The sequence below is a fragment of the Escherichia sp. E2661 genome (assembly GCF_004745185.1).
Classification (GTDB): domain Bacteria; phylum Pseudomonadota; class Gammaproteobacteria; order Enterobacterales; family Enterobacteriaceae; genus Escherichia.
Map to the genome: position 1 here is coordinate 1 of NZ_PDIG01000038.1, position 15,434 is coordinate 15,434.

Annotated in this window: 15 protein-coding genes, 3 pseudogenes and 1 other annotated feature; of the genes and pseudogenes, 11 read left to right on the plus strand and 7 right to left on the minus strand. The window is 49.8% G+C overall.

Translation table 11 applies throughout. The features are described from left to right. The first annotated feature begins 260 nt into the window (after window positions 1-260). A complete protein-coding gene (gene cedA / locus CRI63_RS20765) occupies window positions 261-524 on the plus strand; it encodes a cell division activator CedA (RefSeq protein WP_135520636.1) in 264 nt (87 codons plus the stop codon). A 47-nt stretch (window positions 525-571) separates the two neighbouring features. On the opposite strand, the gene tcyP is transcribed toward cedA, so the two are convergent. The 3 genes and pseudogenes from tcyP to hxpB form a co-directional block, all read right to left on the minus strand. Beyond that, entirely contained in the window at window positions 572-1,963 is a 1,392-nt protein-coding gene (gene tcyP / locus CRI63_RS20770; RefSeq protein ID WP_135520638.1) for a cystine/sulfocysteine:cation symporter, read from the minus strand. A gap of 132 nt (window positions 1,964-2,095) precedes the next feature. Next, a pseudogene (locus CRI63_RS20775) lies at window positions 2,096-2,687 on the minus strand (metal-dependent hydrolase). Between the two features lie 161 nt (window positions 2,688-2,848). Next, window positions 2,849-3,517 carry a hexitol phosphatase HxpB gene (gene hxpB / locus CRI63_RS20780; protein WP_130218883.1) on the minus strand — a complete coding sequence of 223 codons (669 nt, stop codon included), beginning with the start codon at window positions 3,515-3,517 and terminating at the stop codon, window positions 2,849-2,851. A 146-nt stretch (window positions 3,518-3,663) separates the two neighbouring features. Between hxpB and CRI63_RS20785 the strand changes: the two genes are divergently transcribed. Further along, the gene (locus CRI63_RS20785; protein ID WP_135489212.1) at window positions 3,664-4,200 is read left to right on the plus strand and encodes a YniB family protein; all 537 of its coding nucleotides are present in this window, start codon (window positions 3,664-3,666) and stop codon (window positions 4,198-4,200) included. 40 nt (window positions 4,201-4,240) lie between these two features. Here CRI63_RS20785 and CRI63_RS20790 read toward each other — a convergent pair whose 3' ends face one another. The 3 genes and pseudogenes from CRI63_RS20790 to pfkB form a co-directional block, all read right to left on the minus strand. After that, window positions 4,241-5,101: a fructosamine kinase family protein gene (locus tag CRI63_RS20790; protein ID WP_130218887.1), complete on the minus strand. Its 861-nt coding sequence runs from the start codon at window positions 5,099-5,101 to the stop codon at window positions 4,241-4,243. A gap of 104 nt (window positions 5,102-5,205) precedes the next feature. Next, the gene (gene ghoS / locus CRI63_RS20795) at window positions 5,206-5,493 is read right to left on the minus strand and encodes a type V toxin-antitoxin system endoribonuclease antitoxin GhoS (protein WP_135520640.1); all 288 of its coding nucleotides are present in this window, start codon (window positions 5,491-5,493) and stop codon (window positions 5,206-5,208) included. A 101-nt stretch (window positions 5,494-5,594) separates the two neighbouring features. Next, a pseudogene (gene pfkB / locus CRI63_RS20800) lies at window positions 5,595-6,523 on the minus strand (6-phosphofructokinase II). 286 nt (window positions 6,524-6,809) lie between these two features. Between pfkB and CRI63_RS20805 the strand changes: the two are divergent. Beyond that, the gene (locus CRI63_RS20805) at window positions 6,810-7,568 is read left to right on the plus strand and encodes a YdiY family protein (RefSeq protein ID WP_135520642.1); all 759 of its coding nucleotides are present in this window, start codon (window positions 6,810-6,812) and stop codon (window positions 7,566-7,568) included. 60 nt (window positions 7,569-7,628) lie between these two features. Here the strand turns inward: CRI63_RS20805 and yniD are convergent, their stop codons facing one another. Continuing rightward, window positions 7,629-7,736, minus strand: a complete 108-nt coding sequence (yniD, locus tag CRI63_RS20810; RefSeq protein WP_064529152.1) for a small membrane protein YniD — start codon at window positions 7,734-7,736, stop codon at window positions 7,629-7,631. 301 nt (window positions 7,737-8,037) lie between these two features. On the opposite strand from yniD, the gene thrS reads away from it, so the two are divergent. The 8 genes and pseudogenes from thrS to ihfA all read left to right on the plus strand — a co-directional run bounded on the left by thrS (window position 8,038) and on the right by ihfA (window position 15,354). Continuing rightward, window positions 8,038-9,966, plus strand: coding sequence for a threonine--tRNA ligase (gene thrS / locus CRI63_RS20815; RefSeq protein ID WP_130208286.1), 1,929 nt, complete (start codon window positions 8,038-8,040; stop codon window positions 9,964-9,966). A gap of 3 nt (window positions 9,967-9,969) precedes the next feature. Then, window positions 9,970-10,512, plus strand: coding sequence for a translation initiation factor IF-3 (gene infC, locus CRI63_RS20820; RefSeq protein ID WP_001700733.1), 543 nt, complete (start codon window positions 9,970-9,972; stop codon window positions 10,510-10,512). A gap of 92 nt (window positions 10,513-10,604) precedes the next feature. Then, on the plus strand, window positions 10,605-10,802 hold the full coding sequence (gene rpmI, locus CRI63_RS20825) for a 50S ribosomal protein L35 (RefSeq protein ID WP_001124225.1): 198 nt from the start codon (window positions 10,605-10,607) through the stop codon (window positions 10,800-10,802). 53 nt (window positions 10,803-10,855) lie between these two features. Next, window positions 10,856-11,212, plus strand: a complete 357-nt coding sequence (rplT, locus tag CRI63_RS20830; RefSeq protein WP_000124850.1) for a 50S ribosomal protein L20 — start codon at window positions 10,856-10,858, stop codon at window positions 11,210-11,212. A gap of 116 nt (window positions 11,213-11,328) precedes the next feature. Next, window positions 11,329-11,453, plus strand: a sequence feature (Phe leader region). Next, window positions 11,335-11,379, plus strand: a complete 45-nt coding sequence (pheM, locus tag CRI63_RS24015; RefSeq protein ID WP_001386830.1) for a pheST operon leader peptide PheM — start codon at window positions 11,335-11,337, stop codon at window positions 11,377-11,379. (Overlaps the previous feature by 45 nt.) A 209-nt stretch (window positions 11,454-11,662) precedes the next feature. Further along, window positions 11,663-12,648 (plus strand): annotated as a pseudogene (pheS, locus tag CRI63_RS20840) (phenylalanine--tRNA ligase subunit alpha). Between the two features lie 14 nt (window positions 12,649-12,662). Beyond that, the gene (gene pheT / locus CRI63_RS20845; RefSeq protein ID WP_130218893.1) at window positions 12,663-15,050 is read left to right on the plus strand and encodes a phenylalanine--tRNA ligase subunit beta; all 2,388 of its coding nucleotides are present in this window, start codon (window positions 12,663-12,665) and stop codon (window positions 15,048-15,050) included. A gap of 4 nt (window positions 15,051-15,054) precedes the next feature. Then, on the plus strand, window positions 15,055-15,354 hold the full coding sequence (gene ihfA, locus CRI63_RS20850; protein ID WP_002440155.1) for an integration host factor subunit alpha: 300 nt from the start codon (window positions 15,055-15,057) through the stop codon (window positions 15,352-15,354). The last annotated feature ends 80 nt before the right edge of the window (window positions 15,355-15,434 follow it).

Below are 15,434 nucleotides of genomic sequence, written 5' to 3' on the forward strand. Positions count from 1 at the left end.
ATTCCTGGTTTCGCTTCGTTCGAGTCGTGCAGGGGGGACTGGTGCTGATGTGGGTTCTTTTCGTTATGTTGCGACATTGAACTCGTCTCCTTATTTCATTGCTGAAAGGGCCGCTTTTTTGGTCAAAAAACCCTCTAACTATAGACCATCAGGGGTAGTCTCGCTCTGGAAGTGGTGTCGGCGAAAGTATTTGAAGATGTACGCAAAGCAGGACGGACGTGGGCTAAATCGGCTAAACTACATTTTTTCTGATTTTTAATATGCGTTTAGTGAAGCCAGTAATGAAGAAACCGCTACGTCAGCAAAACCGCCCGATTATTAGCTATGTCCCGCGCACGGAACCTGCGCCGCCGGAGCATGCGATTAAAATGGATTCGTTTCGTGATGTCTGGATACTACGTGGCAAATATGTGGCGTTTGTTCTGGTGGGGGAATCATTCTTGCGCTCACCGGCGTTTAGTGTGCCGGAGGCGGCCCAGCGCTGGGCGAATCAGGTTCGACAAGAGAATGAGGTCGAAGAGTAAAAAAAACGCCTGTCGGGATGACAGGCGTTTTGCGTTATAAGCCAGGGTTAACGGTGAGCCAGTTCGGCGTCATCTTCGCTATCCAGAATGGATTTATCGGTCTGCTTCAGCCACTGGCTGGTCAGTGTACCTGCGGTCATAGAACCGCTGACGTTCAGTGCCGTACGGCCCATATCGATAAGTGGTTCAACGGAAATTAACAATGCCACCAGCGTTACCGGCAAGCCCATTGCAGGGAGTACAATCAGTGCGGCGAATGTTGCACCGCCACCAACGCCTGCAACACCTGCTGAACTCACAGTGACGATACCAACGAGTGTCGCAATCCACATTGGGTCCAGCGGATTAATGCCAACCGTAGGCGCAACCATCACTGCCAGCATTGCCGGATATAGCCCGGCACAGCCGTTTTGACCAATGGTCGCGCCGAAAGAGGCGGCGAAACTGGCGATGGATTCAGGAACACCCAGACGACGCGTTTGTGCTTCTACATTCAGCGGAATAGACGCAGCACTGGAGCGACTGGTGAAGGCAAACGTCAGCACTGGCCATACTTTACGGAAGTATTTCAGCGGGCTTACGCCATTAATGCCCAGCAGAATGCCATGCACTGCAAACATAATGATAAGACCGAGGTAGGACGCGACAACGAAGCTACCCAGTTTAATGATGTCTTGCAGGTTGGAGCCAGCAACGACTTTGGTCATCAGTGCCAGAACGCCGTATGGCGTCAGTTGCATGACCAGGCGAACCAGTTTCATCACCCAGCTTTGCAGCGTATCGATAGCGGTTAAGACTCGTTCACCTTTCGGCGCATCATCTTTCAGCAGTTTCAGTGCTGCAACGCCCAGGAAAGCCGCAAAAATTACCACGCTGATAATTGACGTCGGATTGGCACCGGTCAGATCGGCAAACGGGTTTTTCGGGATAAAGGACAAGACAAGCTGCGGAACGCTCAGGTCAGAGACTTTACCGACATAGTTGCTTTCGATAGCGTTCAGACGTGCAGTTTCTGCACCACCCTGAACCAGACCTTCAGCCGTCAAACCAAACACATTAGTGACCAGTACACCGACCAGCGCCGCAATCAGCGTGGTAAACAGTAGCGTACCAATAGTCAGAAAACTGATTTTTCCTAGTTGAGACGCGTTATGCAGACGGGCAACCGCACTTAAAATGGAGGCAAATACCAGCGGCATGACGATCATTTGCAGTAACTGAACATAGCCGTTACCGACAATGTTAAACCACTGCACAGAATCTTTGAGTACCTGGCTGTCAGAACCATAAATGGTATGCAGGGCAAGGCCAAAAACCACACCCATCACCAGACCTACCAGCACTTTTTTGGCCAGACTCCACTGTTTGTGGCGGGTTTGGGCCAGCGCAAACAGCAGCACAACGAACACTATGATGTTCGCAATTAATGGAAAGTTCATCCCCGTTCTCCTGATCTTATTATTTCTATCGCTACGCAGTAGCCATAGTGTTGAAGCAAGATTAACAGAACTGTGAGCTGGCTCTTATATTCAAATGGAATGGCTTATTCCAGAAAAGCGATTTTTGTTTTTTTAGTATTCAACCTGATGCTTAATAAGGCGATGAAACTCGATCTGCAAGGTATTAATCATTTGCGATGACCAACGCACGGCACTGTTTTCGGGCAGTGAATGGGGCATCCACACTGACCAGACAAACAACGCCATGCAGAGAAAAACGTTCTAACTGGTTGCCTTTTTGTGGAACCAGAATTGGCAGACGGAAACGCCATCGGCACGGCCAGAGTAGGGGAACGCCAGCGGGGGTCAGCATATCAGCAAGAATATGACTCAAATAACCGAGAACCATACCTTGCAGAGCATCAGCCGGAATAAACCAGCTTTCCGGAACTTTCAGATAAAAGGTCGCCAGTAGAGCAAACACCGCCAGCAGACTGTGGGTAAAGCCACGGTGACCAAAAGCGCGGGCAATGGGTTTTGATATCCACTTTAATCGCTGCCCAAGAAACGACTTTGGATGGTCAATATCCGGTAACAGACAAGTTAATATTGCGGAAGGGACAATATGCCACCAGTCACCCTGTGCCAGCACGGGTGTAAGCTCGGCATTTTTAGCAAACACCGCACAAGCAATAGAAAAGAGGAGGTGACCTTCCGCCGTCATGATAAAACTCACTAAACTGTCGATACGTACAGTATAGGGTTTTTATACAGTGCGCGGAAGTGGTGACGGTGTAACTCTTCATCATAATTTGATGATAAAATCATCAGTTGAACGTGATTTCAGATAAGCAACCAGGGGCCGTGTCACCACGCCCCTTTTTATTAACCGAGGAGGTCTTTCGCGGTGAGTTCGGTCAAGGATGAAAGTTTTACATTCGCCAACACAAAACGGGGATCATTTTGCGCTTCTGGTGCTGGAACGACGATGGAGCGCATTCGTGCTGCCTTCGAGGCGATCATGCCATTAACAGAGTCTTCCAGCGCCACGCAGGCGATTGGGTCAACGCCCAGTTTTGCCGCGCAGTCGAGATAAACCTGCGGATGTGGCTTGCTATAAGGCAATTTTTCGGCGGAGGCGAGGGCATCGAAACTGTCACGTAGGTCAAACATGGCCAGCACTTTTTCAAGCATATGCAGCGGTGACGCTGAAGCCAGACCAACCAATAAGCCCTGCGCTTTACATAAAGCAACGGCTTCACGCACGCCAGGCAGTAATGGACGCGTCTCTTCAACCAGCGAAATGGCACGGGCAATTACCCGATCGACCACTTCCTGACGACTCGGTCCATTCCACGGTTGCCGGGCATACCACAGATCAACCACCATATCGATGCGTAAACCTAAGGTGTCCGGTAGCTCATTACGACGGGAGATGTCCACCCCCAGGCTTGCCATCACATCCAGTTCGGCCCGATCCCATAATGGTTCGGAATCGATAAGTAATCCATCCATATCAAAAATTGCAGCAAGAATCTGTCGTGGGGTTGACATTACAACCTCTCCTTTAGAGCATTATGTGTAAGGTATTAAGCTGTGCTTATGATTAAGCGCCTATCATATCGCCTTTAAAGAATGGGCGAAAACAGATATCTACAGGTAAACTAAGTGAATCGACGCGTCTTAATCAAGGAGAACTCATGACATATCAACAAGCTGGACGCATTGCTATTTTGAAAAGGATTTTCGGTTGGGTGATTTTTATACCAACACTTGTTTCCACGTTGATTTCCTTGCTGAAGTTTATGAATACCCGGCAAGAAACCCAGGAAGGCATTAATGCGGTAATGCTCGACTTTGCCCATGTCATGATCGATATGATGCAGGCGAATACGCCTTTTTTGAATCTGTTCTGGTATAACTCGCCGACGCCCAATTTTAATGGTGGTGTGAACGTTATGTTCTGGGTGATCTTTATCCTGATTTTTGTCGGGCTGGCGTTGCAAGACTCTGGAGCACGCATGAGTCGTCAGGCGCGCTTCTTGCGCGAAGGCGTTGAAGATCAACTCATTCTGGAGAAGGCTAAAGGGGAAGAGGGGTTAACGCGTGAACAGATCGAGTCGCGCATTGTCGTTCCACGCCATACTATCTTCACGCAGTTTTTTTCACTCTATATCCTGCCGGTCATTTGTATTGCTGCGGGATACGTGTTCTTTTCTCTGCTCGGTTTCATTTAATACAAAGGCCGCGCGGTGCGGCCATTATCATCGACTCCCGTCACGCGGCTAACACTCTATCCAATGATTGTTGAGCAATAACCAGATGTTGACCACCAAACAACCTTGCACGGTTTAGCAAAGTGTAAAGCTGGTAAATCGGTTGGCGTTCGAGGAAATCGATCGGGAGCGGTGAAACTGATTGATAACCATCATAGATTTGCGGAGGCTGTTCGGTATGTAGCGGCAACATGGCCAGATCGCACTCTCTGTCGCCCCAGTAACAAGCAGGGTCGAAAATATACGGACCATTCGGACCTAGCGCACAATTCCCTGACCATAGATCGCCGTGTAACAGTGATGGTTGCGGCTGATGTGAAGCCAGGCGCTGCTGGATATGCTCGACGATGGCGTCGATATTGCCGAAGGCGATCCCTTTTTCTGCTGCCAGCTCCAGTTGCCAGCCAATCCGTTGTTCAGCAAAAAACGTTGACCAGCGGCGTTGCCAGGTATTGGGTTGAGGGGTAGTAGAAAGGGCGTTATCGAAATCGAGGCCAAATTGTGGCTGGTCGCTCCATTGATGTAGATGCGCAATTTGCTGCCCTAAAATAAAGGCGTTATGTGCATCCAACGGCCGAGGAGGGAGATAATCCATCACCAGAAAACTGTAGTCACGGTCAGCGCCAACTGCCCACACCCGGGGTACGGTGACGGTTTTACTGCGAGACAATAACTCCAGTTGGTCGGCTTCGGCGGTAAAACCGGGAAGCAATTCTCTTTCATCACATTTGACGAAAAAGTCGCGTCCTGCATAGCGCAAATGCCATGCGGCATGGACTTCCCCGCCAGGCAGTTCATTACGCAGTTCGATTTCGCCTTCACCTAACTGCTCGCTCAAAAGACGACTGATTACCTGCCACATGATGTCTCTCCCATGCTGTCTGCCAGATCATAAGGTTAGCGCAAGAATAAGGTGTAAAAACACGAGCTAACGCACACCACAGACTGATTATTGCCCAGAAATCTTTATTTGTTGCTATTCCATTCCTCCCAGGTGGTGATCCTTATCTCGGGGTCTTTACCTGTAGCGCTCTGGGCGAGCCCGGCAACGAGTTCTCTTATCTCATCTTCGTTTTGCGTGCTGATAAGTCCAAAGGTATTCGTCCCTAGTTCATGGATATTCCCATCATCGTCTGTCATGGTCAGTGAGAAGCCATCGCGTGTCAGAAAGTTATTTAACTCATTAATTTCAGTTAATGTATCTTCATGCAACATGACAGCAATGACATAACGGACAAGATCGCCACCAGCCATAATTCACCTCTTTGTTATCACGTGATTTTTTAGCATAGTCGCAGAAACGCGTTGCCGACAGGTTTGTGGTGATTCCCCCAACCGATGGGGGAATGTCTCGATTAGTGGGAAAGGTAAGCGTAAATTTTTTGTGTATCGTCATGGGAGCACAGGCGTGTTCCCTGATTGAGTGTTGCGGCACTACCGGCAGCGACTCCAAAACGAACCATTTCATCAAGCGAGGCATTTTCTGCCAGCTTCAGCGTCATAGCCCCTACCATGCTGTCGCCAGCACCGACGGTACTTTGGCTTTTAGCGGTGGTGGCACAACCTGAATGCAGTTTTCGCTATCTACCCCCAACGCGCCTTGTGGACCAAGGGAAACGACGACCCGTTTGGCCTTACCACTATTAACAATTTCCTGCGCGGCTTTACGCACATCATCGGGTTGAGTGAGTTCGCGACCTACCAGTGCGCTGAGTTCTTTTTGGTTAGGTTTAACTAACTCGATGTTGCCAATCGCCAGTGCTGCGCTTAAGGCTTCGCCGGAACTGTCGACGATGCAGCGTATTCCTTGTTTTTGCGCAGCAGAAATAAGCTGCGTTAACTTTTCCAGTTTTACGCCTGGTGGCAGGCTTCCACTAATAACCAGAATAGCCCCTGACTCGATTTCCAGAACTTGTTCTTCAAGTTGACGAAATTCATCTTCGCTTAAAGCTGCGCCGGGCATGACAAAGCGATACTGCTCACCGCTGGATTCCACATGTACATGCAGATTCTGGCGGGTCCAGTCCTTCGCTTCGACAGTGGCAACAGGGACATTTTCATCGGCCAGCAGAGCGACGAGATGTTCACCGGTCGCGCCGCCGGCCGGGAATATGGCCGTCGCGCTCCCGCCCAGATGAGCAATAGCGCGAGCGACATTAATACCGCCGCCACCAGGTTCAAACACGGGGGCAGTACAGCGCAGTTTTCCTTCGGGGTAAATTTGCGGGGTTATTGTTGCGCTATCGAGAGAGGGCGCAAGTGTCAACGTATAGATACGTACCATCATTTCCTCCTATAGGCTGATTTCAGTCTGGCACTGAATCAGTGGAAAGTGAAGGAATTAACAATATGATTTATTAGATATTTATATAAAATTAATAAGGTAAAGATATATAAATAAATATCTGTTTTCGCAACGCGCTTATTCAAAAAATGAAATAAGAAGTCATTGCTAAGTTTTTCACTCCTTTTTATAATTTGTCACCTTTCCAGGGACGCTACTCTTTGATCCTTAAGAAAGTTTCCGGGACCGCGATGGTCTCTTTTTTTGTTGTACGGACTTTTAATAAATGAAGCTTTTGAAGACAGTTCCTGCCATCGCTATGTTGGCGGGGGGTATGTTTGCGTCTCTGACTGCAACTGCCGATGATTCCGTTTTTACTGTCATGGACGATCCTGCCAGCGCAAAAAAACCTTTCGAAGGTAATCTGAACGCAGGTTATCTTGCACAATCAGGCAACACGAAAAGTTCCTCACTGACGGCTGATTCCACCATGACCTGGTATGGGCAGACGACTGCCTGGTCGCTGTGGGGAAATGCGAGCAATACTTCTTCTAATGATGAGCGTTCTTCGGAAAAATATGCAGTAGGTGGTCGTAGCCGTTTTAATTTAACTGATTATGATTATTTGTTTGGTCAGGCAAGTTGGCTGACAGACCGTTATAACGGTTATCGGGAACGAGATGTATTGACTGCGGGTTATGGTCGCCAGTTTTTAAATGGCCCGGTACACAGCTTCCGTTTTGAATTCGGCCCTGGCGTGCGTTACGACAAATATACCGATAATGCCAGTAAAACGCAGCCGCTGGGGTATGCCTCCGGAGCTTATGCATGGCAGTTGACCGACAACGCTAAATTTACCCAGGGTGTATCGGTTTTTGGTGCTGAAGACACTACGCTGAACTCGGAAAGCGCATTAAATGTTGCCATCAATGAACATTTTGGTCTGAAGGTGGCCTACAACGTTACATGGAACTCTGAACCGCCTGAGTCTGCGCCAGAACATACCGATCGCCGCACCACGTTATCGCTGGGCTACAGGATGTAATAATGTGCCGGACCGTGTTATGCGGTCTGGCTGCATTGTCTGTTGATGGCGCATCACCATTCAGCCCCAAATCATCGCTGCCCAGCGTAGCAACAGCATCGCGCCGCAAATAGACAGCAGGACTACCACCATCTTCCAGTGTTTTTTGTTGAAACGTTTTGTCGGCATGCGTTTTTCCAGGGGATTTCCAGTCTTCAATAATCGAGTGTAACAAAAGGGTCAGGTGTTGCCTGTATTGATTTATATCATATCGAACATGATGATTGTCGCTTTGCCCGATAACAATTACCGTGTAAACTGCCAAGCGGTATTATCAGAAAGTGGGTGTAGGTCTGGCATCGCCAATCAGCATGCTGTGACATATTTCGCAGAGTGAAGCGGGAATCAGCCCAAACCTTTTTGATAAATTTCATATGAATCTTTGTATGTGATCTTTCGTGTGGGTCACCACTGCAAATAAGGATATAACATGCCTGTTATTACTCTTCCTGATGGCAGCCAACGCCATTACGACCACGCTGTAAGCCCCATGGATGTTGCGCTGGACATTGGTCCAGGTCTGGCGAAAGCCTGTATCGCAGGGCGCGTTAATGGCGAACTGGTAGATGCGTGCGATTTGATTGAAAACGACGCTAAACTGGCGATCATTACCGCTAAAGACGAAGAAGGTCTGGAGATCATTCGTCACTCCTGTGCGCACCTGTTAGGGCACGCAATTAAACAACTTTGGCCGCATACCAAAATGGCAATCGGCCCGGTTATTGACAACGGTTTCTATTACGACGTTGATCTTGACCGCACGTTAACCCAGGAAGATGTCGAAGCACTCGAGAAGCGGATGCATGAGCTTGCTGAGAAAAACTACGACGTCATTAAGAAGAAAGTCAGCTGGCACGAAGCGCGTGAAACTTTCGTTAAACGCGGCGAGAGCTATAAAGTCTCCATCCTGGACGAAAACATCGCCCATGATGACCAGCCTGGCCTCTATTTCCACGAAGAATATGTCGATATGTGCCGCGGTCCGCATGTACCGAATATGCGTTTCTGCCACCATTTCAAACTGATGAAAACGGCAGGGGCCTACTGGCGCGGCGACAGCAACAATAAAATGTTGCAACGTATTTATGGTACTGCGTGGGCAGATAAAAAAGCCCTCAACGCGTACCTGCAGCGTCTGGAAGAAGCCGCTAAACGCGACCACCGTAAAATCGGTAAACAGCTCGACCTGTACCATATGCAGGAAGAAGCGCCGGGTATGGTGTTCTGGCACAATGACGGCTGGACCATCTTCCGTGAACTGGAAGTGTTCGTTCGCTCTAAACTGAAAGAGTACCAGTATCAGGAAGTTAAAGGTCCGTTTATGATGGACCGCGTCCTGTGGGAAAAAACCGGTCACTGGGAAAACTATAAAGATGCAATGTTCACCACCTCTTCTGAGAACCGTGAATACTGCATTAAGCCGATGAACTGTCCGGGTCACGTACAAATCTTTAACCAGGGGCTGAAGTCGTATCGCGATCTGCCGCTGCGTATGGCCGAGTTCGGTAGCTGCCACCGTAACGAGCCGTCAGGATCCCTTCACGGCCTGATGCGCGTGCGTGGTTTTACTCAGGATGACGCGCATATCTTCTGTACTGAAGAACAAATTCGCGATGAAGTTAACGGATGTATCCGTTTAGTCTATGATATGTACAGCACTTTTGGCTTCGAGAAGATCGTGGTCAAGCTTTCCACTCGTCCTGAAAAACGTATTGGCAGTGACGAAATGTGGGATCGTGCTGAGGCGGACCTGGCAGTTGCGCTGGAAGAAAACAACATCCCGTTTGAGTATCAACTGGGTGAAGGCGCGTTCTACGGTCCGAAAATTGAATTTACCCTGTATGACTGCCTCGATCGTGCATGGCAGTGCGGTACAGTACAGCTGGACTTCTCCTTACCGTCTCGTCTGAGCGCTTCCTATGTAGGCGAAGACAACGAGCGTAAGGTTCCGGTAATGATTCACCGTGCAATTCTTGGGTCGATGGAACGTTTCATCGGTATCCTGACCGAAGAGTTCGCTGGTTTCTTCCCGACCTGGCTTGCGCCGGTTCAGGTTGTTATCATGAACATTACAGATTCACAGTCTGAATACGTTAACGAATTGACGCAAAAACTATCAAATGCGGGCATTCGTGTTAAAGCAGACTTGAGAAATGAGAAGATTGGCTTTAAAATCCGCGAGCACACTTTGCGTCGCGTCCCATATATGCTGGTCTGTGGTGATAAAGAGGTGGAATCTGGCAAAGTTGCCGTTCGCACCCGCCGTGGTAAAGACCTGGGAAGCATGGACGTAAATGAAGTGATCGAGAAGCTGCAACAAGAGATTCGCAGCCGCAGTCTTAAACAATTGGAGGAATAAGGTATTAAAGGCGGAAAACGAGTTCAAACGGCGCGTCCTAACCGTATCAATGGCGAAATTCGCGCCCAGGAAGTTCGCTTAACAGGTTTGGAAGGCGAGCAGCTTGGTATTGTGAGTCTGAGAGAAGCTCTGGAGAAAGCTGAAGAAGCCGGAGTAGACTTAGTCGAGATCAGCCCTAACGCCGAGCCGCCGGTTTGTCGTATAATGGATTACGGCAAATTCCTCTATGAAAAGAGCAAGTCTTCTAAGGAACAGAAGAAAAAGCAAAAAGTTATCCAGGTTAAGGAAATTAAATTCCGTCCTGGTACAGATGAAGGCGACTATCAGGTAAAACTCCGCAGCCTGATTCGCTTTCTCGAAGAGGGCGATAAAGCCAAAATCACGCTGCGTTTCCGCGGTCGTGAGATGGCGCACCAGCAAATCGGTATGGAAGTGCTTAATCGCGTGAAAGACGATTTGCAAGAACTGGCAGTGGTCGAATCCTTCCCAACGAAGATCGAAGGCCGCCAGATGATCATGGTGCTCGCTCCTAAGAAGAAACAGTAAGGCCATCAAGTAATCATTCCTGTGGGCCTCGGCTCACAGGGTGATTCGCCTTTGTTTCTGTTTATCAACAATGCGAAGTGGAAGTTATTAAAATGCCAAAAATTAAGACCGTACGCGGTGCTGCTAAGCGCTTCAAAAAAACCGGTAAAGGTGGTTTTAAGCACAAGCACGCTAACCTGCGTCACATTCTGACCAAAAAAGCGACCAAACGTAAACGTCACCTGCGTCCGAAAGCCATGGTTTCCAAAGGCGATCTGGGCCTGGTAATCGCGTGCCTGCCGTACGCATAAGCCGTTAACGTTTTTTAACTTTTTAATTAGAATATAGATACAGGAGAGCACATATGGCTCGCGTAAAACGTGGTGTTATTGCACGCGCACGTCACAAGAAAATTTTGAAACAAGCTAAAGGCTACTACGGTGCGCGTTCTCGCGTATACCGCGTTGCCTTCCAGGCTGTTATCAAAGCTGGTCAGTATGCTTACCGTGACCGTCGTCAACGTAAGCGTCAGTTCCGTCAACTGTGGATTGCGCGTATCAACGCAGCAGCACGTCAGAACGGTATTTCTTACAGCAAATTCATCAATGGCCTGAAAAAAGCCTCTGTTGAAATCGACCGTAAGATCCTGGCTGATATCGCAGTATTCGACAAAGTAGCGTTCACCGCTCTGGTTGAAAAAGCGAAAGCAGCTCTGGCATAAGCCAGTTGAAAGAGGGAGCTAGTCTCCCTCTTTTCGTTTCAACGCCATCAAAACATTGACTTTTATCGCCGTAGCCTTTTCAATAAAGGTCTTTTGAAAAGTACCAAAAGGTAACGCAAGCAATGAATGCTGCTATTTTCCGCTTCTTTTTTTACTTTAGCACCTGACTCCAGGAGGCTAGCGCGTGAGAAGAGAAACGGAAAACAGCGCCTGAAAGCCTCCCAGTGGAGGCTTTTTTTTGTATGCGCGTTTTGAAAAATAAAAAGCCTGTCTCATCAGGCGTAATTGTCGCAGCCAGTCTGGACACGGTCAGCGTGGAGAAACCGGAGCGTACTTAAGTACGTGAGAATTTCGAGCACTGCCGGGACCAAAATGGCAAGTAAAATAGCCTGATGGGATAGGCTCTAAGTCCAACGAACCAGTGTCACCACTGACACAATGAGGAAAACCATGTCACATCTCGCAGAACTGGTTGCCAGTGCGAAGGCGGCCATTAGCCAGGCGTCAGATGTTGCCGCGTTAGACAATGTGCGCGTCGAATATTTGGGTAAAAAAGGGCACTTAACCCTTCAGATGACGACCCTGCGTGAGCTGCCGCCAGAAGAGCGTCCGGCAGCTGGTGCGGTTATCAACGAAGCGAAAGAGCAAGTTCAGCAGGCGCTGAATGCGCGTAAAGCCGAACTGGAAAGCGCAGCGCTGAATGCGCGTCTGGCTGCAGAAACTATCGATGTTTCCCTGCCAGGTCGTCGTAATCGAAAATGGTGGTCTGCATCCGGTTACCCGTACCATCGATCGTATCGAAAGTTTCTTCGGTGAGCTTGGCTTTACCGTGGCAACCGGGCCGGAAATCGAAGATGATTATCATAACTTCGATGCTCTGAACATTCCTGGCCACCACCCGGCGCGCGCTGACCACGACACTTTCTGGTTTGACGCTACCCGCCTGCCTGCGTACCCAGACCTCTGGCGTACAGATCCGCACCATGAAAGCCCAGCAGCCGCCGATTCGTATTATCGCGCCTGGCCGCGTTTACCGTAACGACTACGACCAGACTCACACGCCGATGTTCCATCAGATGGAAGGTCTGATTGTTGATACCAACATCAGCTTTACCAACCTGAAAGGCACGCTGCACGACTTCCTGCGTAACTTCTTTGAAGAAGATTTGCAGATTCGCTTCCGTCCTTCCTACTTCCCGTTCACCGAACCTTCTGCAGAAGTGGACGTCATGGGTAAAAACGGTAAATGGCTGGAAGTACTGGGCTGCGGGATGGTGCATCCGAACGTGCTGCGTAATGTTGGCATCGATCCGGAAGTTTACTCCGGTTTCGCCTTCGGGATGGGGATGGAGCGTCTGACCATGTTGCGTTACGGCGTCACCGACCTGCGTTCATTCTTCGAAAACGATCTGCGTTTCCTCAAACAGTTTAAATAAGGCAGGAATAGATTATGAAATTCAGTGAACTGTGGTTACGCGAATGGGTGAACCCGGCGATTGATAGTGATGCGCTGGCGAATCAAATCACGATGGCGGGCCTGGAAGTTGACGGTGTAGAACCGGTTGCCGGTAGCTTCCACGGCGTGGTCGTTGGTGAAGTGGTTGAATGTGCGCAGCATCCGAATGCTGACAAACTGCGAGTGACCAAAGTCAACGTCGGTGGCGATCGCCTGCTGGACATCGTCTGCGGCGCGCCAAACTGTCGTCAGGGCCTGCGTGTGGCGGTAGCAACTATTGGTGCTGTACTGCCGGGCGATTTCAAAATTAAAGCCGCGAAACTGCGCGGTGAACCGTCTGAAGGGATGCTGTGCTCCTTCTCTGAGCTGGGTATTTCTGACGATCATAACGGTATTATCGAACTGCCTGCGGATGCGCCAATTGGCACCGACATCCGTGAATACCTGAAACTTGATGACAACACCATCGAAATAAGTGTGACGCCAAACCGTGCAGACTGCTTAGGCATTATCGGCGTAGCGCGTGATGTTGCCGTGCTGAACCAGCTTCCACTGGTTGAACCGGAAATTGTCCCGGTTGGTGCAACCATCGATGACACGCTGCCGATTGCCGTCGAAGCGCCGGAAGCCTGCCCGCGTTATCTTGGCCGCGTAGTAAAAGGCATTAACGTTAAAGCGCCAACTCCGCTGTGGATGAAAGAAAAACTGCGTCGTTGCGGGATTCGTTCTATCGATGCAGTCGTTGACGTCACCAACTATGTGCTGCTTGAACTGGGCCAGCCGATGCACGCTTTCGATAAAGATCGCATTGAAGGCGGCATTGTGGTGCGGATGGCGAAAGAGGGCGAAACGCTGGTGCTGCTTGATGGCACTGAAGCGAAGCTGAATGCTGACACCCTGGTCATCGCCGACCACAACAAGGCGCTGGCGATGGGCGGCATCTTTGGTGGCGAACACTCTGGCGTGAATGACGAAACGCAAAACGTTCTGCTGGAATGTGCTTTCTTCAGCCCGCTGTCTATCACCGGTCGTGCTCGTCGTCATGGCCTGCATACTGATGCGTCTCACCGTTATGAGCGTGGCGTTGATCCGGCACTGCAGCACAAAGCGATGGAACGTGCGACCCGTCTGCTGATCGACATCTGCGGTGGTGAGGCTGGTCCGGTAATTGATATCACCAACGAAGCAACGCTGCCGAAGCGTGCAACCATCACTTTACGTCGTAGCAAACTGGATCGTCTGATCGGCCATCATATTGCCGATGCACAGGTGACTGACATTCTGCGTCGTCTCGGCTGTGAAGTTACCGAAGGCAAGGACGAGTGGCAGGCTGTTGCACCGAGTTGGCGTTTCGACATGGAGATTGAAGAAGATCTGGTCGAAGAAGTGGCGCGCGTTTACGGCTACAACAACATCCCGGATGAACCGGTACAGGCGAGCCTGATTATGGGGACTCACCGTGAAGCTGACCTGTCGCTCAAGCGCGTGAAAACGCTGCTCAACGACAAAGGCTATCAGGAAGTGATCACCTATAGCTTCGTTGATCCGAAAGTGCAGCAGATGATTCATCCTGGCGTTGAAGCCTTACTGCTGCCAAGCCCGATTTCCGTTGAAATGTCGGCAATGCGTCTTTCTCTGTGGACAGGTCTACTGGCAACTGTAGTGTACAACCAGAACCGTCAGCAAAACCGTGTGCGCATTTTTGAAAGCGGTCTGCGCTTCGTGCCAGATACTCAGGCGCCATTGGGCATTCGTCAGGATCTGATGTTAGCCGGTGTGATTTGCGGTAACCGTTACGAAGAGCACTGGAACCTGGCAAAAGAGACCGTTGATTTCTATGATTTGAAAGGCGATCTTGAATCCGTTCTCGACCTGACCGGTAAACTGAATGAGGTTGAGTTCCGTGCAGAAGCGAATCCGGCACTGCATCCGGGGCAATCCGCAGCGATTTATCTGAAAGGTGAACGTATTGGTTTTGTTGGGGTTGTTCATCCTGAACTGGAACGTAAACTGGATCTTAACGGTCGCACTCTGGTGTTTGAACTGGAGTGGAACAAGCTCGCAGACCGCGTGGTGCCTCAAGCGCGCGAGATTTCGCGCTTCCCGGCGAACCGTCGTGACATCGCGGTTGTGGTTGCAGAAAACGTTCCCGCAGCGGATATTTTATCCGAATGTAAGAAAGTTGGCGTAAATCAGGTAGTTGGCGTAAACTTATTTGACGTGTACCGCGGTAAGGGTGTTGCGGAGGGGTATAAGAGCCTCGCCATAAGCCTGATCCTGCAAGATACCAGCCGTACACTCGAAGAAGAGGAGATTGCCGCTACCGTCGCCAAATGTGTAGAGGCATTAAAAGAGCGATTCCAGGCATCATTGAGGGATTGAACCTATGGCGCTTACAAAAGCTGAAATGTCAGAATATCTGTTTGATAAGCTTGGGCTTAGCAAGCGGGATGCCAAAGAACTGGTTGAACTGTTTTTCGAAGAGATCCGTCGCGCTCTGGAAAACGGCGAGCAGGTGAAACTCTCTGGTTTTGGTAACTTCGATCTGCGTGATAAGAATCAACGCCCGGGACGTAACCCGAAAACGGGCGAGGATATTCCCATTACAGCACGGCGCGTGGTGACCTTCAGACCCGGGCAGAAGTTAAAAAGCCGGGTCGAAAACGCCACACCCAAAGACGAGTAATCTGATCTAACTAAAAAGGCCGCTCTGCGGCCTTTTTTCTTTTCACTGTCGAAGAGTCACCGTAAAATCAACGGAATGAC